The organism is Rhizobacter fulvus (assembly GCF_964020785.1).
The window spans coordinates 1,609,961-1,634,576 of sequence record NZ_OZ224516.1 but is presented as its reverse complement, the minus strand read 5'-3'; the positions used below and the strand labels follow the sequence as shown (position 1 = coordinate 1,634,576).

Genomic DNA, 24,616 nt, shown 5'->3' with positions numbered 1-24,616 from the left:
CTGCCTTGATCCTTCGCCATTCCTTCGAACCGCGCGACAACGCCCGCCTCGCACACCTTTGCGGCAGCCTGGACGAGCACCTGCGCACCATCGAGAGCCTGCTCGACGTCAGCGTCTCGCGACGCAACGAGTTCTTCCGGGTCGAGGGCCGCAAGGCGAACGCCGAGCATGCGATGAACCTGCTGCAGGCGTTGTACGAACAGTCGCAGCGGCCGATCGACCCGCAGCAGCTGCAACTGGCGCTGGTGCAGGTCGGCGCAGCCGACGGCATCGCGCCGGCGAGCGCCGCCGGCGCCGCCGGCGACGATGCGGTGACGCTGCGCACCCGCCGGGCCGACCTGACCGGCCGCACCCCCAACCAGGCCACCTACCTGCGCAACATCCTGGCGCACGACATCACCTTCGGCATCGGCCCGGCCGGCACCGGCAAGACCTTCCTCGCCGTCGCGTGTGGGGTCGACGCGCTCGAGCGCAGCGCGGTGCAGCGCATCATCCTGACCCGGCCGGCGGTCGAGGCCGGCGAGCGACTCGGCTTCCTGCCGGGCGATCTGGCGCAGAAGGTCGACCCGTACCTGCGCCCGCTCTACGACGCGCTGTACGACCTGATGGGCGCCGACAAGGTGGCCAAGGCGTTCGAGAAGGGGACGATCGAGATCGCGCCGCTCGCGTTCATGCGCGGGCGCACGCTGAACCACGCGTTCGTGATCCTCGACGAGGCGCAGAACAGCACGGTCGAGCAGATGAAGATGTTCCTGACGCGGATCGGCTTCGGCACCAAGGTCGTGATCAACGGCGACGTGAGCCAGGTCGACCTGCCGCGCGACACGGAGAGCGGGCTGATCCATGCCGAGCGCGTGCTGCGCCGCGTCCGCGGGATCGCGACGACGCGCTTCACCTCGAGCGACGTGGTCCGCCACCCGCTCGTCGCGCGCATCGTCGAGGCCTACGACGCCGCCCGGCTGGACGAGGCCTGACGTGGCCCGACCCGCCCGCCCGCCGCTCACCTTGTCGCTCCAGTTCGCGGATCCCGCCGATCGCGCACTGCTGCCGCGGCACAAGGTCGCCCGCTGGATCCGCGCCGCGCTGGAGGTGCCCGGCGAGATCACGGTGCGCGTCGTCGGCGCCGCTGAAGGGCAGGCACTGAACCGCGACTACCGCGCGAAGGACTACGCGACCAACGTGCTCACCTTCGACTACAGCGCCGAGCCGGTCGTCGTCGCCGACCTGGTGCTGTGCGCACCGGTGCTGCAGCGCGAGGCGCGCGAGTTGAACATCCCGCTCGAGGCTCACTACGCCCACCTGCTGGTCCATGGCACGCTGCATGCTCAGGGCTACGACCATGAAGTGGACGGCGAAGCACGCGCGATGGAAGCCCGCGAGACCGACGTGATGCGCTCGCTCGGGTTCGCCGACCCGTACGCACGATGAGCCTGCGGCGCCTCGTCCTGCTGGCCTGCGCGGCCACTTGGGCGCTCGGCGCGTTCGCGCAGGCGCCGGCCGCCGCGCCCTCGCACGCCAGCCGCATGCCGCGGAACTGGCGCGAGCACGCCGAGAACTTCGACCGCCTGCCGATTCCGTTCACCGGGTTTCGAGCGCGAAGTACTGCGACCCGTCGTGGCGACACGACGAGCGAACCGCGCCGGTCACGGGGTCGCCGATGCGCCCTCGGGGCGGTCTGCCTCGCCTGCGGCCGCCGCGACGGCGGCAACCAGGCGGCCTACTTCTTCCTCGGCCAGCCGTGATCGGCGCGCTGTCTTTCCTGGACATCGCCAACGCGGTCGCGGTTGTTGCGCAGGCGATGACCGCGGCGCTGGCGGCCGGCCGGCGGCGGCTCGACTGGTTCGGCGTCGCGACGCTGGGCTGCGTGACCGCGCTGGGCGGCGGCTCGATCCGCGACGTGGTGCTGGGCCATTACCCGTTGTCGTGGGTCGCGCAGCCTGCGTTGCTGCTGCTCGCGGCCGGGGCGGCGCTCGCGACCATCCCGCTCGCGCGCGTCGTACGGCGCATGCCGCGGACCTTCCTGGTGCTGGATGCGCTCGGCCTGGTCGTCTTCACGGTGATCGGCTGCGACGTCGCCGTCGGCTTGGGGGTCGGCACCGTCGTCGCGGTGGTCTGCGGCCTGGCCACCGGCTGCACCGGCGGCGTGATGCGCGACCTGCTGTGCGGCGACGTGCCGCTGATTCTGCGCAGCGAGCTCTACGCCACCGTTGCGCTGCTGACCGCCGGCCTGTATGTGGGCGGCCTGGCGCTCGGCTGGCCGCACGATGCGGTCATGCTCGGCGCGATGTGCAGCGGCTTCGCGCTGCGGATGCTGGCGATCCGCCACGCCTGGCGCCTGCCGACCTTCTCGATCGACGACGAACCTAGGCTCTAGCGCGCGCCGGCCACAGCACCGAGGCGATCGCGGCCAGCATCAGCAGCATCGCCGCGTAGTCCTGCCAGTGCAGCTGTTCGGACAACCACCACGCGCCGGACGCGACGCCGAGCACCGGGATCAGCATCACCGACAGCGTCGACGCGATCGGCGGCAGGCTGCGCGCCAGCACCAGCCAGATCGGCTGCGCCATGCCGAACACCAGCACCGCGTTGTAGACGATGCCGAACCACGCCGCCGCCGGCGGCGCGACCCAGCGGTCGTGGTCGAACGCGACGGCGAGCACGGTCATCACCAGCGTGGTGGCCAGCGTCATCCAGAACACCATCGCCATCGTCGGCGCGGTGATCCGGGTGCGGCGCATCTGCTGGGTGCCGAGCGCCCAGGTGGCTGCGGCGAGCAGCATGCCGCCCGCCGCCCACGGCTTGCCCGCCATCGTGCCGAGTTCGTGCCACAGCAGCAGGGCCACGCCGACGGCTGCGGCGGCCACGCCGGCCCATTGCCGCGCGCTCAGCCGCTGGCCGAACAGCACCATGCCGATCACCGCGGAGAAGATCGGCATGGTGTAGCCGAGGATCGCCGCGCGGCCCGACGACAGCGCCTGCAGCGCGACGATCGCGACCGCGTACCAGATGATCATGTTGGTCAGCGTGAGCCAGCCGAGTTCCCGCCAGTCGTGCCGCTCGATGCGCAGCGGTATCTTCAGCGCGCGCGTCGCGGCGTAGAGGAACGGCAGCCCGAGCCACATCGAGACGGTGCGGAAGCTCAGCGGCGGGAAGCCGCCGATCCCGGCCTTCATCACCGGCCAGTTCAGGCCCCAGACCAGGGTCAGCGCGGCGAGCAGGAAGGCTTGGCGGCGTGTCAGCGCAAAACTCATTTGGGCGGCCGGCTCAGGTAGCGCTTGCGCCAGAAGTACACGCTGAGGCCGACGCCCAGCGCCAGCATCACGCTGAACGTGATCCAGAACGCGCGCGGGCTGTGGATGCCGGGGAGGGTGTCGAAGTTCATCCCGAAGAAGCCGGTGACCAGGTTGAGCGGCAGGAAGATCGCGGTGAGCACGGTCAGCGTGCGCATGATCTCGTTGGTGCGGTTGCTCTGCGCCGAGAAGTGCATCTGCACCGCGTTCTCGGCCGACGACTCGAGCCGGCGCACGTGCACGAGCACGCGCTCGATGTGCTCAAGCACGTCGCGCGAACGCACCCGCAGCAACTCACGCTCGCGCAGCACCGCGGCATCGCCGTCGGGCGGCAGTTCGTCGAGCGCGTCGATCCATTCGGTGATCGCGGCGCGCTGGTCCTCGCAGGTGTCTTCGAGCAGGTGCAGACCGTTGCGCGAATCGAGCAGCAGCTTCCAGCTGCTCTGCTCCGGGCTCGGGCCGAACAGCTCCTGCTGCAGCTGGTCGAGCTGGCGGGTCAGCAGGCGGCGCAGCTCGAGGTAGCTGTCGACCATGTAGTTGACCATGCGCAGCGTCATGTCCGCCGGGCTGGGTGGCATCCGGGCCGCGCCGGTGCGCGTCAGTTCGCGGCTGTCGGTGCTCGGCGTCTGCTGCTGAAGCCGGTTGGCGAAGTACTCGCGCACCATGCAGTCGGCCGGGTGCACCGTCAGCAGCACGCGGTCGAACACCGCAAAGCCGACCGGGCTGGTGTCGATGCGCGTCATGGCGGCCGGCGGCGCATCGGCAGCGTCATCGTCGGCACTGATCGCAGCGAGCCTGCGGAACACCAGCAGGTCGTACCACGAGGTGTAGTCGAAGTGCGACGGCAGCTGCGGGTTCAGCAGGTCGGAGACGTGCAGGTCGACCAGCTGGCCGCCGGTCCAGCGCTGCAGCGCGCCCTGCAATGTGCCGACGTTCCGTTGGAACTCGGCCCGTGCGATGCCGACCCAGAGATAGCCTACCGGTGGCGCGGCATCGGGCAGCGCCTGCAACTCGGTGAACTGGTCACCGTGGATGTGGAAGATCCGCACGCGTGTCGGTCGCTCAGCCGTTCTTCTTCAGCCAGCGCGCGGCCTCGAGCGCGAAATAGGTCAGCACGCCGTCGGCGCCGGCGCGCTTGAACGCGAGCAGGCTCTCCATCATCACCGCGTCGCCGTCGAGCCAGCCGTTCAGTGCCGCGGCCTTCAGCATCGCGTACTCGCCGCTGACCTGATAGGCGAAGGTGGGCACGCGAAACTCGTCCTTCACGCGGCGCACGATGTCGAGGTAGGGCATGCCGGGCTTGACCATCACCATGTCGGCGCCTTCGGCCAGGTCGAGCCCGACTTCGCGCAGCGCCTCGTCGCTGTTGCCCGGGTCCATCTGGTAGACCTTCTTGTCGCTCTTGCCGAGGTTGGCGGCCGAGCCGACCGCATCGCGGAACGGGCCGTAGAAGGCGCTGGCGTACTTGGCGCTGTAGGCCATGATGCGCGTGTGGATGCGACCGTTGGCCTCGAGGGCATCGCGGATCGCGCCGATGCGCCCGTCCATCATGTCGCTCGGCGCCACGATGTCGACACCCGCCTGGGCCTGGGTCAGCGCCTGGTCGGTCAGCACTGCCACGGTCTCGTCGTTCAGGATGTAGCCGCTGGGGTCGAGCAGGCCGTCCTGGCCGTGCGAGGTGAACGGGTCGAGCGCCACGTCGGTCATCACGCCGAGTTCCGGGAAGCGCTTCTTGAGCTCGCGCACGACCGTCGGCACGAGGCCGTCCGGGTTCAGTGCCTCGGCCCCGTCGGGCGTCTTCAGCGCCGGGTCGATGACCGGGAACAGCGCCATCACCGGGATGCCGAGCTGCACGCATTCTTCGGCCAGCGGCAGCAGGCGGTCCAGCGTCAGGCGCTGCACGCCGGGCATCGACGCGATGTCCTGCGTCTGCTGGGCGCCGGCGAGCACGAACACCGGCAGGATCAGGTCCGACGCATGCAGCCGGTGCTCTCGCACGAGGTTGCGCGTGAAGGCATCGCGGCGCAGGCGACGCGGGCGGTTCGACGGGAACGGGGCAGGAGTGTGCATGGGCGCGTGCGGCCGGTTGCGCAACGCCGCGCCGGGGCCGGCCCTTTACAAAACTTTGTTATAGAAACCAAGCGTTTTGGGGGTCTCCCACGACGGTAGCAAAACGCACCGCTTCTGCTAAAGTAGGTTTTGAATGATAGCCGGAAGGTTGTTGTTCCCTGCTTTTCCTCCCTGAGCAGGTGCCCGACCGTGATGACAGCGTGAAGGCATTTCAAGCCCCGGCCCCGTGCCGGGGCTTTTCTTTTCGAGGGCGCAATCGGGGCCCACACATAATCGTCCGATGCTCTGGATCAAAGCCTTTCACATCGTCTTCGTCGCGAGCTGGTTCGCCGGTCTGTTCTATCTGCCGCGCCTGTTCGTGAACCTCGCCGCGGTGCCGGCCGACAGCCATGCCGAGCGCGAACGCCTGTTGCTGATGGCGCGCAAGCTCTACCGCTTCTGCAGCCTGCTGATGATCCCGGCGCTCGGCCTGGGCCTGTGGCTCTGGCTGGGCTACGGCTTCAAGGGCGGCTGGCTGCACGCCAAGCTCGTGCTCGTGGTGCTCGCGATCGGCTACCACCACGCCTGCCGCGCGCTGCTGCGCAAGTTCGAGACCTTCGACAACCAGCGCAGCGAGCGCTGGTTCCGCGTCTTCAACGAGTCGGCGGTGCTGCTGTTCACCGCGATCGTCGTGCTGGTGGTCGTCAAGCCGTTCTGACCGGTTCCGCGCATGCCACGCCACCGCAGCTCCGCCACGCCGATGGCGTGGGCCTACGCGGTGCTGATCGCGTACGCGAGCCTGTACCCGTTCGTCCCGTGGCGGATCCCCGGGGTGCCGCTCTTCGGGTTCCTCGTGCTGCCCTGGCCGCGCTACTGGACCGCGTTCGATCTCGTGGCCAATCTGCTCGGCTACATCCCGCTCGGCGCGCTGGTGTTCGGCGCGGTGGTGCGCAGCGGCGGGCGGCCGGTCTCGGCACTGTGGGTCGCCTTCTCGGCGGGTACGGCCTGGTCGTTCGCGATGGAACTGTTGCAGAACTTCCTGCCGCACCGGGTGGCGTCGAATGTCGACCTGGGCCTGAATTCGCTCGGCACGCTGATCGGCGCCGCGCTGGGCTGGCGCGTGCAGATGTTCGCGGGTGTCGAGCGCTGGCAGGTCGCGCGCGACCGCTGGTTCATCGCCCGCAGTGCGGGCGGACTCGCGCTATTGCTGTTGTGGCCGATCGGCATGCTGTTCCCGTTGCCGGTGCCGCTGGCGCAGGGCCAGGTGCTGGCGCAGTTGCAGGAGGGCATCGCGGCGGTGTTGAGCGGGACGTCGGTGGCGCCCTGGGTGCAGAGCTGGGCCGATGCGGAGCTGGACCGATCGCCGCTGTCGCCGGCGGGCGAGTTCGCGTTGATCGCGCTGGGGCTGCTCGCGCCGTGCCTGGTCGCGTTCTCGGTCTCGCGCGCCGGATGGCGGCGGCTCGTGCTGGTGCTCGGCGCGGCCGCGCTCGGTGCGCTGGCCACCACCTTGTCGACGGCGCTCAATTTCGGTCCGCAGCACATGTTCGCGTGGAGCACGCCGCAGGCGCTCGCGGCCCTGGTCTTCGCGATCGTGCTGGCATCGGTCCTGGCGATGTTGCCGCGGCGTGCCGCCGCCGGTGTCGGGCTGATGGCGTTGACGGCGCTGGTCACGGTGGTCGCGCAGGCGCCTGCGGATCCGTTCTTCGCGCAGAGCCTGCAGGCCTGGGAACAGGGGCGCTTCATCCGCTTCTACGGCGTCGCGCGCTGGGTCGGCTGGCTGTGGCCGTACGTCGCGATCGTCTACCTGCTGGCTCGCCTGGGCGCGCGCGACGAGCGTGAAACCGCGGCGCCGGCGCCGCCTCCTAAAATGCCCCCATGAGCTATTACAAGCGTCACATCTTCTTTTGCCTCAATGAGCGCGACAAGGGCGAGGACTCCTGCGCCCCGCAAGGCGCTCACGCCGGATTCGACCACTGCAAGAAGCGCGTCAAGGGCGAGCAACTGGCCGGACCCGGTGGCGTGCGCGTCAACAAGGCCGGTTGCCTGGACCGCTGTGCCGGCGGCCCGGTCGCGGTGGTCTATCCCGAGGCGGTCTGGTACACCTTCGTCGACAAGTCCGACATCGACGAGATCGTCGACTCGCACCTGAAGAACGGCCAGGTCGTCGAGCGCCTCCTGCTGCCGCCCAACGTGGGCCGCTGAGCTTGAATTCGCAAACGACGCGCACGACCGTCGCCGGCCCCGCCGGGGTCATCGAGTGCGCGATCGATGCGCCGGCCGGCGAGTCGCGCGGCGTGGCCATCGTCTGCCATCCGCACCCGCAGTTCGGCGGCACGATGGACAACAAGGTCGTGCAGACGCTGGCTCGCGCGTTCGTGCAACTGGGCTGGCGCTGCGTGCGCTTCAACTTCCGCGGCATCGGCGGCTCGGCCGGGGCGTGGAACGAGGGGGTCGGCGAGATCGACGATGCGCTCGCGGTGATCGCCGCGATGCGCGCGCCGGGCGAGTCGCTCATCCTCGGCGGGTTCTCGTTCGGCGCGTTCGTCGCCTCGCACGCGGCGACGCGGCTGGCCGCGGACGCGAAGCCGCAACGCATGGTGCTGGTCGGCCCGTCGACGCTGAAGCAGCCGATGGCCAGCGTGCCGGCCGACACGATCGTGATCCACGGCGAGAGCGACGATGTCGTACCGCTCTCGGCGACCTTCGACTGGGCCCGGCCCCAGGCGCTGCCGGTGATCGTGTTCCCCGGCGTCGGTCACTTCTTCCATGGTCAGCTGGGCTTGCTGAAAAACACGGTCGTGCAGGAACTGCAGCCGCGCATGCCCCTCTGATCGTCTGTTTCTCCTCGACGAGCGGGCCTGGCCCCGGGTCGCCATCACCATCAACGGTATCTCCATGAAACGCCTCATTGCTCTCGCTCTTTCATTCGTCGTGGCGGTCGCCGCGCACGCCCAGGTGCCGCAGCCGCCCGAAGTGGCCGCCAAGAGCTTCCTCGTGCTCGACCTGACCAGCAACCAGACGCTCGCCGAGCGCGACGCCGATGCTTCGGCCGATCCGGCCTCGCTGACCAAGCTGATGAGCCTGTATGTCGTCTTCACCGCGATCCACGACAAGAAGCTCACGCTCGACCAGAAGCTGCCGGTCAGCAAGCGCGCGTGGGACGAGCGCAAGGCCGGCGGCTCGCTGATGTTCATCGACACGACCATGACGCCGACCGTCGAGGAACTGCTGAAGGGCGAGATCGTGCAGTCGGGCAACGACGCGGCCGTGGTGCTGGCCGAGGCGGTCGGCGGCACGCTCGACCAGTTCGTCGCGATGATGAATCGCCAGGCCCAGGCGTTCGGCCTGAAGAACACGGTGTTCAAGAACGTCACCGGTTTGACCGAGGCCGGCCACAAGAGCACGGCCCGCGACCTCGCCGTGATCGCGACGCACATCATTCGCGACTACCCGGAGTTCTTCGCGTACTACTCGATCAAGGAATACAAGTACAACAACATCAACCAGCCGAACCGCAACCTGCTGCTGCGTCGCGACCCGAGCGTCGACGGCCTGAAGACCGGCTACACCGACGCCGCCGGCTACTGCCTGATCGCCACGGCGCAGCGCGAATTCCCGAACCTGGCGGCCAACGGCAAGGGCCCGGGGAAGCGGCGCATCCTGACCGTGGTGCTGAACACGACCTCGATGGAAGCCCGCGCCAGCGAAAGTCAGAAGCTGCTGAACTGGGGCTTCGCGGCCTTCGACACGATCCGCCTGTTCGACGACGCGAAGGCGATCGCGACGGTGCCGGTCTGGAAGGGCAAGGCGCCCGAGGCCAAGCTGGGCGCGGCCGGCGGCCTGTTCGTCAGCGTGCCCAAGGGCGAGGGCGGCAAGCTCGCGACGAAGATCGAGCGCACCGATCCGCTGGTGGCGCCGCTCGAGAAGGGCCAGCGCGTCGGCACGATCAAGGTCGCCACGGCGTCCGGCGCGCCGGTGCTCGACGTCCCGCTGGTCGTTCAGGAGGCGGTCGAGCAGGCCGGCATCTTCGGCCGGGCCTGGGATGCGATGCGGCTCTGGATCAAGTAGTAGTCTTCGCCTTCGTCCAGGAGTTCGACCATGCAGATGCTTCCCGACACGCTGTGCTACCTGAACGGTGAGTACGCCCCGCTGCGCGACGCGAAGGTCTCCGTGCTCGACCGCGGCTTCATCTTCGGCGACGGCATCTACGAGGTGGTGCCGGCCTACGGCGGCAAGCTGTTCCGCTTCGACGAGCACCTGGCGCGGCTCGACCGCAGCCTGACGAAGCTGCGCATCGCCAACCCGCACACCCGCGAGGAATGGCTGCAGCGCTGCCGCACGCTGCTCGTCGCGCTGGCCGAGAAGGGCGGCGGGCCGGACCAGCTGGTCTACATCCAGATCACCCGTGGCGTCGCACTGCGCGACCACGTGTTCCCGGCCGACGTGACGCCCACCGTCTTCATGATGTGCAGCACGATGAAGCCGGCCACGCCCGAGCAGCGCCACGCCGGCGTCGCCTGCATCACGGCGCGCGATTTCCGCTGGGAGCGCGGCGACATCAAGAGCATCTCGCTGCTCGGCAACGTGCTGGCACGGCAGATGTCCGCCGACAAGGGCGCGACCGAGACCATCATGTTCCGCAACGGGTTCCTGACCGAGGCGGCGGCGAGCAACGTCTGGATCGTCCACGAGGGCGCGGTGCTCGGTTCGCCGAAGAGCGAGCACGTGCTCGAGGGCATCCGGTACGAGCTGATCCGTGAGTTGTGCGAGGACGTCGGCATCGCCTACAACCTGCGCCCGATCCCCGAGGCCGACGTGCTCTCGGCCGACGAGGTGCTGCTGAGCTCGGCGACCAAGGAGATCCTCCCGGTCACCAGCCTCGACGGCGAGCCGGTCGGCCACGGCGCCCTGCGCGGCAAGCCCGGGCCGGTCTACGCGCGGCTGTTCGAGGCCTACCAGGGGGCCAAGGTGCTGCAATCGATCTGATCTGGAAAATCGCGGGCGCGGCCTCACCTGTGCCCGCATGCGAACCGACACCCTGATGCAAGACATCCCGCCCGAGCAGTCGCTGATCGAGTACCCGTCGCAGTTCCCCATCAAGGTGATGGGCCTGAACGTCGATGGCTTCGTGCATGCGATGACGACGATCGCCGAGCAGTTCGACCCGGCGTTCGACGCCGCGACAGTCGAGCTGCGCCCGAGCAAGGGCGACAAGTACCTGGGCGTGACGCTGCACATCACCGCCACCAGCCGCGAGCAGCTCGACGAGCTGTACCGCACGCTCAGCACGCACCCGATGGTGAAGATGGTGCTGTGAGCGCGGTGCTGCGCGCACTCGGCCGCGTCGACTACGAGCCGACGCTCGCCGCGATGCGGGCGTTCACCGAAGCGCGCACGCACTACATGCCCGACGAGATCTGGTTGTGCGAGCACCCGCCCGTCTACACCCAGGGCCTGGCCGGCCAACCCGAGCATGTGCTGGCAGCGCACGGCATCCCGGTCGTGCAGACCAACCGCGGCGGGCAGGTCACGTACCACGGGCCGGGGCAGGTGGTCGCGTACCCGTTGATCGACCTGCGGCGGCTCGGCATCTACGTCAAGGAGTTCGTCTTCCGCCTCGAACAGGCGGTGCTGAAGACGCTGGCGGATGTCGGCGTCACCGGCCACCGTGTCGCCGGGGCCCCCGGCATCTACGTCAATCTCGCTGACCCGTTCGGCCACGCCGCGCTGACGGGCCCACGCGCCGACCCGTTCGAGGGGCTCGGCAAGATCGCGGCGCTCGGCATCAAGGTCACTCGCCACTGCACGTACCACGGCGTGGCGCTGAACGTCGCGATGGACCTGCGACCCTTCGAGGGCATCAACCCCTGCGGCTACGCCGGGCTGCGGACCGTGGACCTTTCTACAATCGGCGTTCCGGCCTCGACCGGCGAGGTGGCCGAGGTCTTCGGCCGCCACCTCGCGAACGGCCTGCGCCCCTGACCAGAAAGCGCCCATGAGCACCACGAACGTGACCCGCGACGCCGCCCCGGCGGAAGGCTACGACGCCACGGCCAAGCAGAAGTCGCAGGCCAAGACCGCGCGCATCCCGATCAAGATCGTGCCCGCGGAAGCGCTGAAGAAGCCGGACTGGATCCGCGTCAAGGCCGGCTCGCCGTCGACGCGCTTCTACGAGATCAAGTCCATCCTGCGCGAGCACAAGCTGCACACCGTCTGCGAGGAGGCCTCGTGCCCGAACATCGGCGAGTGCTTCGGCAAGGGCACGGCCACCTTCATGATCATGGGCGACAAGTGCACGCGGCGTTGCCCCTTTTGCGACGTCGGCCACGGCCGGCCCGACCCCCTCGATGCCGATGAACCGGCCAACTTGGCGAAGACGATCGCGGCGCTGCGCCTGAAGTACGTGGTGATCACCAGCGTCGACCGCGACGACCTGCGCGACGGCGGCGCGGGTCACTTCGTCGACTGCATCCGCCAGGTTCGCGCCCTGTCGCCGCAGACGCAGATCGAGATCCTGACGCCGGACTTCCGCGGCCGCATGGACCGCGCGCTCGAGATCCTGAAGGCCGCGCCGCCCGACGTGATGAACCACAACCTCGAGACCGCGCCGCGCCTCTACAAGGAAGCGCGCCCCGGCTCCGACTACGCCTATTCGCTGAACCTGCTGAAGCGCTTCAAGGAATTCGCGCCGCACGTGCCGACCAAGAGCGGCCTGATGGTCGGCCTGGGCGAGACCGACGACGAGATCCTGCAAGTCATGCGCGACATGCGCGAACACGGCATCGACATGCTGACGATCGGCCAGTACCTCGCGCCGAGCGGTCACCACCTCCCGGTCAAGCGTTACGTGCACCCGGACACGTTCAGGATGTTCGAGCGCGAGGCCGCGGCGATGGGCTTCACGCACGCGGCCGTGGGCGCGATGGTGCGTTCCAGCTACCACGCCGACAAGCAGGCCGAATCGGCCGGCCTGGCCCCGAGCGCGGCCTGACCACCGCGGCGACGCACCGACGCCGTGTCCGCCTTCACGGCGCCCTTCGTCGAAGCGACGCTGCCGTGCGGCAACTGCCGCGAGCCGATGCGGCGGCTGACGCTGCCGAGCCACTACGGCATGCCGGTCGAGCTCGACGTCTGCGCCGGCTGCCACCTGGTCTGGTTCGACAGCACCGAGACCGCGCGCCTGAACGGCCCGGCGCTGCTCGCGCTGATCGGCGAGATGGCCGGCATGCAGCGGCTCGCGCACGAAGTGCTGCGCAAGGAGGCGGCGTGCCCGCGTTGCAGCGGCGGCCTCAAGACCATCCACAACCAGACGCGCTGGGGGCGGTCGCTGCAGCTCGAATGCCTGGTGCGGCACGGCGCCTACCAGTCGTTCGCGCAGTTCCTGCAGGAAAAGGGGCTGCTGCGGCCGATGTCCGCGCTCGACCGCGCCCGCCTGATCGAGCAGAACGGCCGCATCGATTGCGTGAATTGCGGCGCTGCGGTCGGGGCCGACGACGAACGCTGCGCTTACTGCCAGTCGGTGGCCAGCCTGCTCGACGTGGCGCGGCTCGCACGCGCGCTCGACCCGGAGGGAGCGATCGCGCCGCACGCGGTCCATGGCACCCCGGCCGAGCAGGCGGCGCTGCAATGCGTAGCGTGCGGTGCGGCGCTGCCGCGGGGCAAGTCGCTGGCGTGCGGGACCTGCGGCGCCACGCTGGCGATCAACCGGTTGGCGGACGCCCACGCGCAGGTCGATGCGCTCGCACCAGCGCTGCGCGCGCACGCCGCGAAGCCGGCGCCGGCGGTGGTGAAGCGCCGGCTCGACGCGCTCGGCGAGGACATACCGCGCCGCCGCGCCTGGGCCGCCGAAATGGAAGCGAGCGCGCAGCGGCGACCGGAGCCGGTCGACGACGAGTTCGACTGGAGTTCGCTGTTCAGCCGCGGCACGAACCCGGTGCGCGCGGTGTTCATCGCGCTGGCGATCTGGTTCGTCTGGTATTTCTGGCCGCGCGGCTGAACGCGCGGCGCGGCGGAATCAGCTTTCGGCGAGGAGCTTCTCGACCAGCTGGTGCAGCGCCGCGAAATCGGGCTCGCCGACATAGCGCTTGACGATTTCGCCGCGCTTGTTGATCAGCACGCTCGTGGGGGTGAGCTGCACGGGGCCGAAAGACTTGGCGATCTCGCCGGTGTTGTCGATCGCCACGCCGAACGGCAGCTTGCGCGTCTCGGCGAAGTTGATCACGTAGGCCGGCGGGTTGTAGCTCATCGCCACGGCCAGCGTGTCGTAGCCGCGCGCCTTGTACTTCTCGTGCGTGGCGACGATGTTGGGCATTTCCTTGACGCAGGTGGTGCAGTCGGTCGCCCAGAAGTTCACCAGCATGACCTTGCCGTGCTGCTGGTTCAGCGTCGACTTGCTGCCGTCCAGCAACGTGTACGAGACATTCGGCGCCGGCGTGCCGCCGTTCAGCGCCGCGAACGTCAGGTAACCGCCCACGCCGAGCACGAGGGCCACAATGACGGAGGCAATGGTCTTGGCAGGTTTCACGGGAGTCTTTCAATGCAGCGTCGAAATTTTACGTCAGGCGTGTTCTCCGCGGCCGGGCTGTGGGCACTGGCGGCCTGGCGGCCGGCCGTCGCCGCCGGCATCACCGAAAGCGATGCGGCGCTGGGCGTGCGCGCGGCGCTGGAACGCGGCGCGACCTCGGCGGTGGCGATGCTCGGTCGCAACGGTGGATTTCTCGACAACCCGAAGGTGCGCATCCCGCTGCCTGGCTTCCTGAACGAGGCGGCCAAGGTCGCGAAGTTCACCGGGCAACAGAAGCGGGTCGACGAACTGGTGACCGCGATGAACCGGGCCGCCGAGGCGGCCGTGCCGCAGGCGAAGAGCCTGCTGATCAACGCGGTCAAGTCCATGAGCGTCGAGGACGGCCGCCAGATCCTGACCGGGGGCGACAACGCCGTCACCCAGTTCTTCGCCGGCAAGACGCGCGGACCGCTGTCGATCACCTTCCTGCCGATCGTGACCCGGGCGACCGAGAAGGTGGCGCTGGCCGAGAAATACAACGCGCTGGCCGGCAAGGCGTCGGGCCTCGGGCTGGTGCGCAAGGAGGACGCCAACCTCCAGCAGTACGTGACCGGCAAGTCGCTCGACGGCCTCTACCTGATGATCGGCGAGGAGGAGCGCAAGATCCGCCAGGACCCGGTGGGCACCGGCAGCGCGATCCTCAAGAAGGTGTTCGGCTCGCTGAAGTAGCGTTCAGAGGCTCTTCGACAGCTCGAACATCAGCATCGATGGCAGCGACGCGGCGATCGCGTCGCGCCCGACGCGCGCCATCGACGCGCCGGCGAACCCCGACATTTCCGTGCCCTTGCCCTGTTCGACGAGCTCGATGAACACGAAGTCGGGCACCTCCGCCGCGATCTCGGCGCGAAAGTGCTGAAAGCGCTCGCCCGACTGGATCGATTCGATGATCACGGCGTGCGGCAGGCCCTCGCTGCAGAACGCCGCAGCCTCGTCGACCGAATTGACGAAGTCGATGATCAGGCTCATGTGACGCAGGGACTCGCGGATCTGCGCCCGCACGTCGCGGCGGGCGCTGATCACGAGCACGTGGCTGCCGGCGAGCGGCTGCGAATTGGCCGACGGCGCGAAGCCCTCGTTCAGCTCCATCGTGCTGACGCCCTCGATCACGCTGCTCGCGGTGCGCGGGAACTCCAGCGTCAGCAGGGTCTTGTGCGCCTCGTCGCGGCGCTCGACGATCAGGCCCATCGTCCACGCGGTCTGCTCGAGCAGGCGCCAGGTCAGCGAATCGAGGCTCGCGGGCACCGGCGCCGCGGCGTCGTCCGCCAATTCGTCCGCCGGGCGGTGCGCGAAGCGGCAGGTCAGCAGTGCGTGGGCCGGCCAGGTCTTGATGTCGATCGCGATGTCGATCTGCGACTGCGCATTGGCCAGCGCCCAGTCCACCGTCGAATTCAGCAGGCTGAACAGCAGCGACGCATCGACGATGACCTCGACCGGCTTGAGCACCGGCCGGACGACAAGCCCCCGGGCGGTGGTCTCGCGGGTGCGGTGCGCGATCACGCCGTGCAGCACGTCGGCGAGCTGCAGCCGCTCGTGCGACTGGCGCAGGCGACCGGACGCGAAGCGCGTCAGCTGCTGGCCGATCATGCCGGCCTGGCGTGCGGCCTCGACCTCGTCGCGCAGCGCGCGCAGCGCGGCGCGGTCGATGCGGCCGGTGCTGGTCAGTGCATTGATGCGCTCGAGTGCCGCGGTCAACGGCGCGGCGACCTCGGCTCCGATCTGCGACACCAGGTCGTGCCAGCGCTCGTGCTCCGCGGGCGAACCGTCGCCCGGAAGCGTGCGCGCGGTGGCGCGAGAGGCCGCAACGCGCGTTGTTTGGGGCATCCCCATGGGTGTTCCTTGTCTTGTTCGCCCGGCGATTTGGTCTCGGCCCCAGTGGGGACAGGCGTTACAAGGAGTTTCGGGCGGCTCGCGATTCGGCGCCAGCCCCGAGTTCGCGATTTTTCGTGTCCAGGGGGGTAAAGATGTCACGCTTGGGTGTTCGGATTCAGCGTTGGCGAGACAGAACGCTGCGCGCCGTCACGATTCGTTGTTCCAGGTAGGCGCCGTAGAAGTCCGGCACTCCGGCCCCGACGAGGCGCTGCGCGAGTTTGTCGCCGCGCGGGCCGAGGAACAGCACGGTGGGCGTGAAACGGGCCTCCCGCGCCCGCGCCCAGGCGTCGTGGGTGCGGGCGGCGCCGTCGAAGTCGACCAGCGGGCGGTCGCTGCCCACGTCGATTTGCACCACGCCGCCGCCGGCAGCCAGCGGCGCCAGGTGAGCGCGCCGGATTTGCTCGCAATACGGACAGCCCGGCAGGCTGACAAGCACGATCAGCGCTTCGCCGCGGCCGGCGGCGGCCTGCGCCTCGGCCGGCAGGGAAGCCGGGCGCGGCAGTGCCAGCTCCTGGGCGGACGCGACCAGCGGCAGCGCGGCGGCCAGCGCCAGGCAGCGGCGGCGCGTCCACGGCGCCATGTCAGATCGCCCGGGCCGCGCGCAGGGCCTCGATCGCCGCGTCGTCCAGATCGAACTCGCGCAGCACCTCGATCGTGTGCTCGCCGAGCAGCGGGGGCGGGCGGCGGTACTGCACCGGTGTGGCCGAGAACTTCATCGGGCTGGCGACCAGCCGGACCCGCCCCGCCTGCGGATGGGGCATCTCGACCGTCATGCCGCGTTGCGCGACCTGGGGATCGGCGAACACGTCGTCCAGGTCGTTGATCGGGCCGCACGGCACCTTGGCCGCCTCGAGGGACTCGAGCCAGTCGGCCCGCGTGCGCGACTTCATCAGCGCCGCCAGCAGCGGCACCAACTCGGCGCGGTGGCGCACGCGGTCGGCGTTGCGGGCATAGCGCGGGTCGCGCGCGAGCTGCGGCTGGCCGGCGACCTCGCAGAACTTAACGAACTGGCTGTCGTTGCCGACCGCCAGGATCATGTGGCCGTCACGGACCTCGAACACCTGGTACGGCACGATGTTCTGGTGCGCGTTGCCGACCCGCTGCGGCGCGACGCCGGTGGTCAGGTAGTTGGCGCCGAGGTTCGCGAGCATCGCGACCTGGGTGTCGAGCAGGGCCATGTCGATCGCTTGGCCGACACCGGTGAGATCGCGGTGGCGCAGCGCGGCGAGGATCGCGGTGGTCGCGTACATGCCGGTGAACAGGTCGGCCACCGCCACGCCGACTTTCTGCGGGCCGCCTCCGGGTGCATCGTCCGCGATCTCGGCGCGCGACGGGCCAGTCACGCTCATCAGACCGCCCATGCCCTGGATCGCATAGTCGTAGCCGGCGCGCTCGCGGTACGGTCCGGTCTGGCCGAAGCCGGTGACGGAGCAGTAGATCAGCCGCGGGTTGAGGTCGCTGAGGCTGGCGTGATCGAGGCCATAGCGGGCCATGTCGCCGACCTTGTAGTTCTCGACGAAGACGTCGCTGCGCAGTGCCATGCGACGGATCAGTGCCTGGCCCCCGGGCCGCGCGATGTCGACGGTGATCGAGCGCTTGTTGCGGTTGGTGCCGAGGTAGTAGGCGGCCTCGAGCGTGTCGGCGCCGTGCTCGTCCTTCAGGAACGGCGGACCCCAGCCGCGGGTGTCGTCGCCGCCGCTGCGACGTCCGTCGGCACCGACCGTGGCGGGCCGCTCGACCTTGATCACGTCGGCGCCGAGATCGGCCAGCGTCTGCGTGCACCAGGGGCCGGCCAGCACCCGCGACAAGTCGAGCACGCGCACGCCGGACAGCGGCTGTGCGGAGGCGGAAGGAGTGGCTTCGGTCGTCATGCCGACGATTGTGAAGCAGCGTCGGGATAATGCCGTGATGCGCCTCCGCCGTCTCCACGCCGCTTTGATCGCCCTCGCCGCGGGGGCTGGGGCGGGCTGCTCGCCGGCCCTCGACTGGCGCGAGTTCGTGCCCGAGGGGACCGACGTGACGGTGAGTTTTCCATGCCGCCCGGATCGCGTCGCCCGTCGGGTCATGCTGGCCGGTGCGGCCGCGCCGATGCAGATGCTGGCCTGCAGCGCCGGCGAGGCGACCTTCGCGCTGGCGTTCGTCGACGTCGACGATCCGGCGCGCGTCGCCGAGACGCTGACCGCGTTGCGCCAGCTCGCGGTGGGCAACCTGCAAGGCGCGGCGCCGCAGCTGTCGCCGCTGCAGATCCGCGGCATGACGCCCAACGCACAGGCGACCCGGCTGAGCGTGTCCGGGCGCCTGCCCGACGGCGCCGCGGTCCAGGAGCATGCCGCGTTCTTCGTGCGCGGCCGGCGCGTCTACCAGGCCAGCGTGATCGGCACTCAGCCGCCGCCCGCTGCGGTCGATGCGTTCATTGCCGGGCTGAAGTTCCCCGCATGAGCGGCGCTGCGGCCGCGGTCACCCACGCCTCGTCGCGCGTCGCCGGCCGCCAGGCGGTCGCGGTGTTCCTGATCTTTGCATTCAGCTACTTCATCTCGGCTCTGGTTCGCGGCGTGACCGCGACGCTGGCGCCGTTGTTCACGGCCGAGCTCGGCCTCACGGCAGGCGACCTCGGGCTGCTCGGCGGCGCGTTCTTCCTCGGCTTCGCGACAACGCAACTGCCGCTGGGCCGCGCGCTCGACCGCGTCGGCCCGAAGCGCGTGCAGCTGGGATTTCTCGCGGTGGCCGTGATCGGCAGCGCCGCCTTCGCGCTGGCGCGCGACTTTCTCGGCCTGGCGCTGGCGCGGGCGCTGATCGGTGTTGGCGTGAGTGCCTGCCTGATGGCGCCGCTGACGGCGTTCCGGCGCAGTTTCGACCCCGTGGCGCAGCTGCGCGCCAACTCGTGGATGCTGATGTCCGGCTCGGTGGGGATGGTCGCGTCGACGCTGCCGGTCCAGTGGCTGCTCCCGACCCTGGGCTGGCGCGGGCTGTTCTGGGCGATCGCGGCGTGGATGGTGTTGTCGATGCTGGCGATTGCGCGTTTCGTGCCGCCCGATGCGCCGGCGGCCGTCCCGGCGAGCGCCGGCGGGGCCGGGACAGCGGTGAGCGGGAGCTATGCCGCGGTGTGGCGCCACCCGACATTCCTGCGGCTCGCGCCGATGGGCTTCTTTCACTATGGCGGCTTGATCGCCGTGCAGTCGCTGTGGGCCGGGCCGTGGCTGATCGAGGTCTGCGGGTGGACGGCCGCGCAGGCCGCCCAGGGACTGTTCACGATCAACATGGCGATGCTGTTGAGCTTCATGGCCTGGGGCAGCTTCGTGCCGCGGTTGTACGCGCGGGGGTGGTCGGCACAGCGCCTGATCGCCGTCGGCGCGCCGCTGAGCCTCGTCGCGCTCGGGCTGGCGATCGGCCTGGGGAGCGCAGCGGGTGCGTGGGTCTGGGTGCTGTTTTGCGTCGGCTGTTCGGTCGTGTCGCTGTCGCAGCCGGCGGTCGGGCTCGCGCTGCCGGCGAATCTCGCCGGGCGGGCGCTATCGGCCTACAACCTGGTGATCTTCCTCGGCGTGTTCAGCCTGCAGTGGGGAATCGGGATCGCGATCGACCTGCTGCGCGCCGCGGGGTGGGACACCCTGTCGGCCTACCGGGGTGGTTTCGCGTTGTTGCTGATGTGCTGCGTCGCCTCCTATGTGTGGTTTTTGTGTCGGGCCGAGCCTTCGCCGCCCGCGAAACCTCATTGACCACTGTGAACTGCCGATAATTTGTCGCCATGCCCGGACTGATGATCATCGCCCATGCGCCATTGGCGTCCGCGCTGAAGGCCGTGGCCGAGCACACGTTCCCGGACTGCTCCCGACTGCTCGAAGCGCTCGATGTCGCGCCGGATACGCCGGTCGAAGAAGTCGAGGCCCAGGCCCGGGCAATGCTGGCGCGCGTGCGTCACCCCGATGCACTGATCTTCACCGATGTGTTCGGTGCGACCCCCTGCAATGTCGCGCAGCGCCTGGGTGACGGCACGCAGGTGCGAGTGATCGCCGGCGTCAACGTCCCCATGCTCTGGCGCGCGCTCTGTTACGCCACCGAACCGCTCGAGGCGGTGGTGATGCGCGCCGTGTCGGGTGCGACGCAGGGCGTGATGCAGGTCGCGACCTCCAAACCGCAGAACCAGACCCTCAAACCGGGCGGAAATGATCAAGCAAAGCATCACCATCAGCAATAAGCTCGGGCTCCACGCCCGCGCCTCCGCCAAGCTGACCAAGCTCGCCGGCAGCTTCAAGAGCGACGTGTTCATGTCTCGCAACGACCGCCGGGTCAACGCCAAGAGCATCATGGGTGTGATGATGCTTGCCGCGGGCGTCGGCAGCGTCGTCGAGCTGGAGGTCGATGGGCCCGACGAGCAGGCCGCGATGGCGGGGCTGATCGCGCTGATCAACGACAAGTTCGGCGAAGGTCAATAGGCGCCTGCTGGCGGCCTGACAACCCGACATCACAGGGGCAAATCCGCCCTGGTTCCCCCATCCGGCGCTGCTAGCATCGGTCGCATGAGCTTCCAGGTGTTCGGCTTGCCGGTGTCACGCGGCGTCGCGATCGGACGCGCCGTGCTCGTGGCGTCGAGTCGGGTTGACGTCGCTCACTACTTCATCGACGAGGACCGCGTCGAGGGCGAAGTGGCCCGCCTGCGCGTCGCCCGCGATGCCGTGGCCGACGAGCTCACGACCTTGCAGCGAGACCTGCCTCCCGAGGCGCCGGCCGAGTTGTCCGCCCTGCTCGACGTGCACCTGATGCTGCTGCACGACGACACGCTCACCGGCGCCACCAAGCAGTGGATCCACGATCGCCACTACAACGCCGAATGGGCCTTGTCTGCGCAGCTGGAAGTCTTGGCGCGCCAGTTCGACGAGATGGAGGACGAGTACCTCCGAGAGCGCAAGGCCGATCTCGAGCAGGTGGTCGAGCGCCTGCTGCGGGCCATGGCCCGCGGGCCGGCGTCATCGTTCGCTCCGGCGCCGGGCGTGCGGCCGCGCGATTTCGCCGGCGAGGATCCTCTCGTGCTCGTGGCGAACGACATTGCGCCGGCCGACATGTTGCAGTTCAAGCGCAGCGTGTTCACCGGCTTCATCACCGACGTGGGCGGCAAGACCTCGCACACTGCGATCGTCGCGCGCAGCATGGACATCCCGGCGGTCGTCGGCGCGCGCGAAGCGAGCCGCATCATCCGCCAGGACGACTGGATCATCATCGACGGCGATGCGGGCATCGTGATCGTCGATCCGTCGCCCATCGTTCTCGAGGAGTACCGTTTCCGGCAGCGCCAGAGCGATCTGGGCCGCGAGCGGCTCGCGCGGCTGCGGCACACGCCGGCCGTCACGCTGGACGGGGAGCGCGTCGAACTGCTCGCGAACATCGAGATGCCGAGCGACGCGATCGCCGCGCTGGAGGCGGGGGCGGTCGGGGTTGGGCTGTTCCGCAGCGAGTTCCTGTTCATGAACCGCGACGGCGAGCTTCCGGGCGAGGACGAGCAATTCGAGGCTTATCGTGCCGCGGTCGAATCGATGAAGGGGCTGCCCGTCACGATCCGCACGGTCGACATTGGCGCCGACAAGCCACTGGAACGCATGTCGGCCAACGAACTGCGCCACGACCACGCCCTGAATCCGGCGCTCGGCCTGCGCGCGATCCGCTGGAGCCTGTCGGAGCCGGGAATGTTCCGCCAGCAGCTGCGGGCCATCCTGCGTGCCAGCGCCTACGGCAAGGTGCGGCTCCTGATCCCCATGGTCGCGCACCTCAGCGAGGTCCGCCTGACGCTCGATGCGCTGACGCGCGCCCGGCAGCAGCTCAATGAAGCGGGCAGGACCTACACCGACATCGATGTGGGCGCGATGATCGAAGTGCCGGCCGCGGCACTGATGCTGCCGACGTTTCTGCGCCACTTCGACTTCGTGTCGATCGGCACCAACGACCTGATCCAGTACACCCTGGCGATCGATCGCGCCGACGAGGCGGTGGCCCACCTGTATGACCCGTGGCACCCGGCCGTGCTGGGTCTGCTCGCCCGCGTGATTGCGCAGGCGCGCGCCGCCAACAAGCATGTGAGCGTGTGCGGCGAGATGGCGGGGGACCCCGATTTCACGCAGCTCCTGCTGGCCATGGGGCTGCGCAGCCTGTCCATGCACCCTTCGCAAATCGCATCGATCAAGCAGAACGTCTTGCGCACGGAGGCCCGACGTTGGGCATCTCACCTGGAGGCCATCCTCTCCTCCGACGATCCGCAACGTGCCTGCGAAGAGGTGAGCCGTCTGCTTTCTCCAGGGCGCCGGGTGGTGACGGCAAACGCGTCGTAGGCATGCCCCGAGAAAAATCTACGCGGCGGTTGCGAAGGCTCCAAATGCTGTGCTACAGTCGTGGGCTTCGCTGATCAAGACAGGCAAGGCGAACGCCTTAAACGACTGAGAGCAGCGGAGAAAACGAAAGCGCGAAACGCTTGACAAGGTTTTCAAAAACATGTCAGAATCGCTCTCTCGGCTGAAAACAGAGATTCAAGCGAAAGCGGCAAATCAAAGTGGTCAGCAGAAAAGAATAAAGCCTAGCGGTTGACAAGGTTATTAGAATCAAGTCATAATCGCAGACTTAGCTGATAACTGCAAACGCAGCAGCAACTACCGAAAGGTAGCGCCGAAAGGCGGCTCTTTAAAAACTAACAGCCGATAAGTGTGGACGTTTGAAGGCGAGTGCCAAGACGATCCAGGGAAGCCTGGAAAGTCAAGGTCTCATGGACCTTAAACGCTCACAGAAAACAGTATGAACTTTATGCAAATAAAGTTCCTATCAATTCTTTGAGTAATTTTATCAAGATCGAACTGAAGAGTTTGATCCTGGCTCAGATTGAACGCTGGCGGCATGCCTTACACATGCAAGTCGAACGGCAGCACGGGAGCAATCCTGGTGGCGAGTGGCGAACGGGTGAGTAACATATCGGAACGTGCCCAGTAATGGGGGATAGCCCGGCGAAAGCCGGATTAATACCGCATACGACCTACGGGTGAAAGCGGGGGATCGCAAGACCTCGCGTTATTGGAGCGGCCGATATCAGATTAGCTTGTTGGCGGGGTAAAAGCCCACCAAGGCGACGATCTGTAGCTGGTCTGAGAGGACGACCAGCCACACTGGGACTGAGACACGGCCCAGACTCCTACGGGAGGCAGCAGTGGGGAATTTTGGACAATGGGCGCAAGCCTGATCCAGCCATGCCGCGTGTGGGAAGAAGGCCTTCGGGTTGTAAACCACTTTTGTCAGGGAAGAAACGGCTCTTACTAATATTAGGAGCTAATGACGGTACCTGAAGAATAAGCACCGGCTAACTACGTGCCAGCAGCCGCGGTAATACGTAGGGTGCAAGCGTTAATCGGAATTACTGGGCGTAAAGCGTGCGCAGGCGGCTTTGCAAGACAGATGTGAAATCCCCGGGCTCAACCTGGGAACTGCATTTGTGACTGCATGGCTAGAGTACGGTAGAGGGGGATGGAATTCCGCGTGTAGCAGTGAAATGCGTAGATATGCGGAGGAACACCGATGGCGAAGGCAATCCCCTGGACCTGTACTGACGCTCATGCACGAAAGCGTGGGGAGCAAACAGGATTAGATACCCTGGTAGTCCACGCCCTAAACGATGTCAACTGGTTGTTGGACGGCTTGCTGTTCAGTAACGAAGCTAACGCGTGAAGTTGACCGCCTGGGGAGTACGGCCGCAAGGTTGAAACTCAAAGGAATTGACGGGGACCCGCACAAGCGGTGGATGATGTGGTTTAATTCGATGCAACGCGAAAAACCTTACCTACCCTTGACATGTCTAGAAGTTACCAGAGATGGTTTCGTGCTCGAAAGAGAACTAGAACACAGGTGCTGCATGGCCGTCGTCAGCTCGTGTCGTGAGATGTTGGGTTAAGTCCCGCAACGAGCGCAACCCTTATCATTAGTTGCTACGCAAGGGCACTCTAATGAGACTGCCGGTGACAAACCGGAGGAAGGTGGGGATGACGTCAGGTCATCATGGCCCTTATGGGTAGGGCTACACACGTCATACAATGGCCGGTACAGAGGGCTGCCAACCCGCGAGGGGGAGCTAATCTCAGAAAACCGGTCGTAGTCCGGATCGCAGTCTGCAACTCGACTGCGTGAAGTCGGAATCGCTAGTAATCGCGGATCAGCTTGCCGCGGTGAATACGTTCCCGGGTCTTGTACACACCGCCCGTCACACCATGGGAGCGGGTTCTGCCAGAAGTAGTTAGCCTAACCGTAAGGAGGGCGATTACCACGGCAGGGTTCGTGACTGGGGTGAAGTCGTAACAAGGTAGCCGTATCGGAAGGTGCGGCTGGATCACCTCCTTTCTGGAAAATGCACTCAAATTTGAGCGCCCACTCTTATCGGCTGTAGTTGAACACAGCATGTGAACGTGACCCGGCTGAGCGCCGCAAGGCAAGTCGGACGATGCTTCACGAACAAAAAGTGAAGGGTCTGTAGCTCAGCTGGTTAGAGCACCGTCTTGATAAGGCGGGGGTCGTTGGTTCGAGTCCAACCAGACCCACCATCTTCACGATTTGGAATTCGGGGGATTAGCTCAGCTGGGAGAGCATCTGCTTTGCAAGCAGAGGGTCGTCGGTTCGATCCCGTCATCCTCCACCATTCACATTGAGATCGATTGCTGAAGCAAGTTGCATGAATTGCAGCTTGCTTCAGCGATTCGAAAGAATCGGCTGTTGTTCTTTAACAATTCGTAGAGTCGAAAATCAGAGTTGTCGGCTGAAAGCGCTGGTCTTGGTAAAGGGCCAGGCGCTCCGTCCAGCCGATGACGTTTTTGATTGCGTCAACAGAATT

The 24,616-nt window shown here is 67.6% G+C and carries 27 protein-coding genes, 2 tRNA genes and 1 rRNA gene; 23 read left to right on the top strand and 7 right to left on the bottom strand.

Translation table 11 applies throughout. From position 1 onward, the window contains the following. The first annotated feature begins 5 nt into the window (after nucleotides 1-5). The 4 genes from ACWH49_RS07835 to ACWH49_RS07820 are packed head-to-tail and all read left to right on the top strand — an operon-like array spanning nucleotide 6 to nucleotide 2,374. Complete coding sequence (locus ACWH49_RS07835) at nucleotides 6-974, top strand: PhoH family protein (protein ID WP_448170945.1); 969 nt, start codon at nucleotides 6-8, stop codon at nucleotides 972-974. Between the two features lies 1 nt (nucleotide 975). Beyond that, entirely contained in the window at nucleotides 976-1,428 is a 453-nt protein-coding gene (gene ybeY, locus ACWH49_RS07830) for an rRNA maturation RNase YbeY (RefSeq protein ID WP_448170944.1), read from the top strand. Next, a complete protein-coding gene (locus tag ACWH49_RS07825; RefSeq protein ID WP_448170943.1) occupies nucleotides 1,425-1,742 on the top strand; it encodes a hypothetical protein in 318 nt (105 codons plus the stop codon). The genes ybeY and ACWH49_RS07825 overlap by 4 nt, the downstream gene beginning before the upstream one ends. Beyond that, nucleotides 1,739-2,374: a trimeric intracellular cation channel family protein gene (locus ACWH49_RS07820; RefSeq protein ID WP_448170942.1), complete on the top strand. Its 636-nt coding sequence runs from the start codon at nucleotides 1,739-1,741 to the stop codon at nucleotides 2,372-2,374. Before ACWH49_RS07825 ends, ACWH49_RS07820 begins: the two co-directional genes overlap by 4 nt. On the opposite strand, the gene ACWH49_RS07815 is transcribed toward ACWH49_RS07820, so the two are convergent. Genes ACWH49_RS07815 through hemB form a run of 3 tightly spaced genes read right to left on the bottom strand, consistent with a single transcriptional unit; the run spans nucleotide 2,364 to nucleotide 5,360 of the window. Continuing rightward, the gene (locus tag ACWH49_RS07815; RefSeq protein WP_448170941.1) at nucleotides 2,364-3,251 is read right to left on the bottom strand and encodes a DMT family transporter; all 888 of its coding nucleotides are present in this window, start codon (nucleotides 3,249-3,251) and stop codon (nucleotides 2,364-2,366) included. The genes ACWH49_RS07820 and ACWH49_RS07815 overlap by 11 nt on opposite strands. Next, on the bottom strand, nucleotides 3,248-4,339 hold the full coding sequence (locus ACWH49_RS07810; protein ID WP_448170940.1) for a magnesium transporter CorA family protein: 1,092 nt from the start codon (nucleotides 4,337-4,339) through the stop codon (nucleotides 3,248-3,250). The genes ACWH49_RS07815 and ACWH49_RS07810 overlap by 4 nt, the downstream gene beginning before the upstream one ends. A gap of 13 nt (nucleotides 4,340-4,352) precedes the next feature. Beyond that, the gene (gene hemB, locus ACWH49_RS07805) at nucleotides 4,353-5,360 is read right to left on the bottom strand and encodes a porphobilinogen synthase (RefSeq protein WP_056467354.1); all 1,008 of its coding nucleotides are present in this window, start codon (nucleotides 5,358-5,360) and stop codon (nucleotides 4,353-4,355) included. Nucleotides 5,361-5,640: 280 nt separating this feature from the next. On the opposite strand from hemB, the gene ACWH49_RS07800 reads away from it, so the two are divergent. From ACWH49_RS07800 to ACWH49_RS07755, 10 genes are all read left to right on the top strand, one after another. Continuing rightward, nucleotides 5,641-6,057, top strand: coding sequence for a CopD family protein (locus ACWH49_RS07800; protein ID WP_448170939.1), 417 nt, complete (start codon nucleotides 5,641-5,643; stop codon nucleotides 6,055-6,057). A gap of 12 nt (nucleotides 6,058-6,069) precedes the next feature. After that, nucleotides 6,070-7,218: a VanZ family protein gene (locus ACWH49_RS07795; RefSeq protein WP_448170938.1), complete on the top strand. Its 1,149-nt coding sequence runs from the start codon at nucleotides 6,070-6,072 to the stop codon at nucleotides 7,216-7,218. Beyond that, a complete protein-coding gene (locus ACWH49_RS07790; RefSeq protein WP_448170937.1) occupies nucleotides 7,215-7,541 on the top strand; it encodes a (2Fe-2S) ferredoxin domain-containing protein in 327 nt (108 codons plus the stop codon). Before ACWH49_RS07795 ends, ACWH49_RS07790 begins: the two co-directional genes overlap by 4 nt. A 2-nt stretch (nucleotides 7,542-7,543) precedes the next feature. Continuing rightward, nucleotides 7,544-8,170, top strand: coding sequence for an alpha/beta hydrolase (locus ACWH49_RS07785; protein WP_448170936.1), 627 nt, complete (start codon nucleotides 7,544-7,546; stop codon nucleotides 8,168-8,170). A 64-nt stretch (nucleotides 8,171-8,234) separates the two neighbouring features. After that, nucleotides 8,235-9,407, top strand: a complete 1,173-nt coding sequence (locus ACWH49_RS07780; protein WP_448170935.1) for a D-alanyl-D-alanine carboxypeptidase family protein — start codon at nucleotides 8,235-8,237, stop codon at nucleotides 9,405-9,407. A 30-nt stretch (nucleotides 9,408-9,437) separates the two neighbouring features. Further along, the gene (locus ACWH49_RS07775; RefSeq protein ID WP_448170934.1) at nucleotides 9,438-10,325 is read left to right on the top strand and encodes a D-amino acid aminotransferase; all 888 of its coding nucleotides are present in this window, start codon (nucleotides 9,438-9,440) and stop codon (nucleotides 10,323-10,325) included. Between the two features lie 37 nt (nucleotides 10,326-10,362). After that, a complete protein-coding gene (locus tag ACWH49_RS07770) occupies nucleotides 10,363-10,656 on the top strand; it encodes a YbeD family protein (protein ID WP_448170933.1) in 294 nt (97 codons plus the stop codon). Next, the gene (lipB, locus tag ACWH49_RS07765; RefSeq protein WP_448170932.1) at nucleotides 10,653-11,321 is read left to right on the top strand and encodes a lipoyl(octanoyl) transferase LipB; all 669 of its coding nucleotides are present in this window, start codon (nucleotides 10,653-10,655) and stop codon (nucleotides 11,319-11,321) included. Before ACWH49_RS07770 ends, lipB begins: the two co-directional genes overlap by 4 nt. Nucleotides 11,322-11,334: 13 nt before the next feature. Next, nucleotides 11,335-12,330 (top strand): lipoyl synthase, encoded by a 996-nt coding sequence (lipA, locus tag ACWH49_RS07760; RefSeq protein WP_448170931.1) that lies wholly within the window; start codon nucleotides 11,335-11,337, stop codon nucleotides 12,328-12,330. Between the two features lie 24 nt (nucleotides 12,331-12,354). Further along, a complete protein-coding gene (locus ACWH49_RS07755; RefSeq protein WP_448170930.1) occupies nucleotides 12,355-13,335 on the top strand; it encodes a hypothetical protein in 981 nt (326 codons plus the stop codon). 18 nt (nucleotides 13,336-13,353) lie between these two features. On the opposite strand, the gene ACWH49_RS07750 is transcribed toward ACWH49_RS07755, so the two are convergent. Then, nucleotides 13,354-13,863 carry a TlpA family protein disulfide reductase gene (locus ACWH49_RS07750; RefSeq protein WP_448170929.1) on the bottom strand — a complete coding sequence of 170 codons (510 nt, stop codon included), beginning with the start codon at nucleotides 13,861-13,863 and terminating at the stop codon, nucleotides 13,354-13,356. Nucleotides 13,864-13,875: 12 nt separating this feature from the next. Between ACWH49_RS07750 and ACWH49_RS07745 the strand changes: the two genes are divergently transcribed. Continuing rightward, nucleotides 13,876-14,571, top strand: coding sequence for a DUF4197 domain-containing protein (locus ACWH49_RS07745; RefSeq protein ID WP_448170928.1), 696 nt, complete (start codon nucleotides 13,876-13,878; stop codon nucleotides 14,569-14,571). Nucleotides 14,572-14,574: 3 nt separating this feature from the next. Here ACWH49_RS07745 and ACWH49_RS07740 read toward each other — a convergent pair whose 3' ends face one another. The 3 genes from ACWH49_RS07740 to ACWH49_RS07730 form a co-directional block, all read right to left on the bottom strand. Beyond that, on the bottom strand, nucleotides 14,575-15,729 hold the full coding sequence (locus ACWH49_RS07740) for a hypothetical protein (RefSeq protein ID WP_448170927.1): 1,155 nt from the start codon (nucleotides 15,727-15,729) through the stop codon (nucleotides 14,575-14,577). Between the two features lie 157 nt (nucleotides 15,730-15,886). Beyond that, nucleotides 15,887-16,351: a SoxW family protein gene (locus ACWH49_RS07735; protein WP_448170926.1), complete on the bottom strand. Its 465-nt coding sequence runs from the start codon at nucleotides 16,349-16,351 to the stop codon at nucleotides 15,887-15,889. A gap of 1 nt (nucleotide 16,352) precedes the next feature. Continuing rightward, on the bottom strand, nucleotides 16,353-17,642 hold the full coding sequence (locus ACWH49_RS07730; protein ID WP_448170925.1) for a CaiB/BaiF CoA transferase family protein: 1,290 nt from the start codon (nucleotides 17,640-17,642) through the stop codon (nucleotides 16,353-16,355). Between the two features lie 37 nt (nucleotides 17,643-17,679). Between ACWH49_RS07730 and ACWH49_RS07725 the strand changes: the two genes are divergently transcribed. The 8 genes from ACWH49_RS07725 (at nucleotide 17,680) to ACWH49_RS07690 (ending at nucleotide 24,424) form a co-directional block, all read left to right on the top strand. Next, on the top strand, nucleotides 17,680-18,210 hold the full coding sequence (locus ACWH49_RS07725) for a hypothetical protein (RefSeq protein WP_448170924.1): 531 nt from the start codon (nucleotides 17,680-17,682) through the stop codon (nucleotides 18,208-18,210). Beyond that, a complete protein-coding gene (locus ACWH49_RS07720; RefSeq protein WP_448170923.1) occupies nucleotides 18,207-19,484 on the top strand; it encodes an MFS transporter in 1,278 nt (425 codons plus the stop codon). The genes ACWH49_RS07725 and ACWH49_RS07720 overlap by 4 nt, the downstream gene beginning before the upstream one ends. Nucleotides 19,485-19,513: 29 nt before the next feature. Further along, a complete protein-coding gene (locus ACWH49_RS07715; protein ID WP_448170922.1) occupies nucleotides 19,514-19,963 on the top strand; it encodes a PTS sugar transporter subunit IIA in 450 nt (149 codons plus the stop codon). Then, nucleotides 19,932-20,201, top strand: a complete 270-nt coding sequence (locus tag ACWH49_RS07710) for an HPr family phosphocarrier protein (protein WP_056465806.1) — start codon at nucleotides 19,932-19,934, stop codon at nucleotides 20,199-20,201. Before ACWH49_RS07715 ends, ACWH49_RS07710 begins: the two co-directional genes overlap by 32 nt. Nucleotides 20,202-20,285: 84 nt before the next feature. Beyond that, nucleotides 20,286-22,085, top strand: a complete 1,800-nt coding sequence (gene ptsP, locus ACWH49_RS07705) for a phosphoenolpyruvate--protein phosphotransferase (RefSeq protein ID WP_448170921.1) — start codon at nucleotides 20,286-20,288, stop codon at nucleotides 22,083-22,085. A 513-nt stretch (nucleotides 22,086-22,598) separates the two neighbouring features. Beyond that, nucleotides 22,599-24,129, top strand: a 16S ribosomal RNA gene (locus ACWH49_RS07700). A 123-nt stretch (nucleotides 24,130-24,252) separates the two neighbouring features. Continuing rightward, nucleotides 24,253-24,329: transfer RNA gene (locus ACWH49_RS07695), tRNA-Ile, on the top strand. 19 nt (nucleotides 24,330-24,348) lie between these two features. Then, a tRNA-Ala gene (locus tag ACWH49_RS07690) sits at nucleotides 24,349-24,424 on the top strand. The last annotated feature ends 192 nt before the right edge of the window (nucleotides 24,425-24,616 follow it).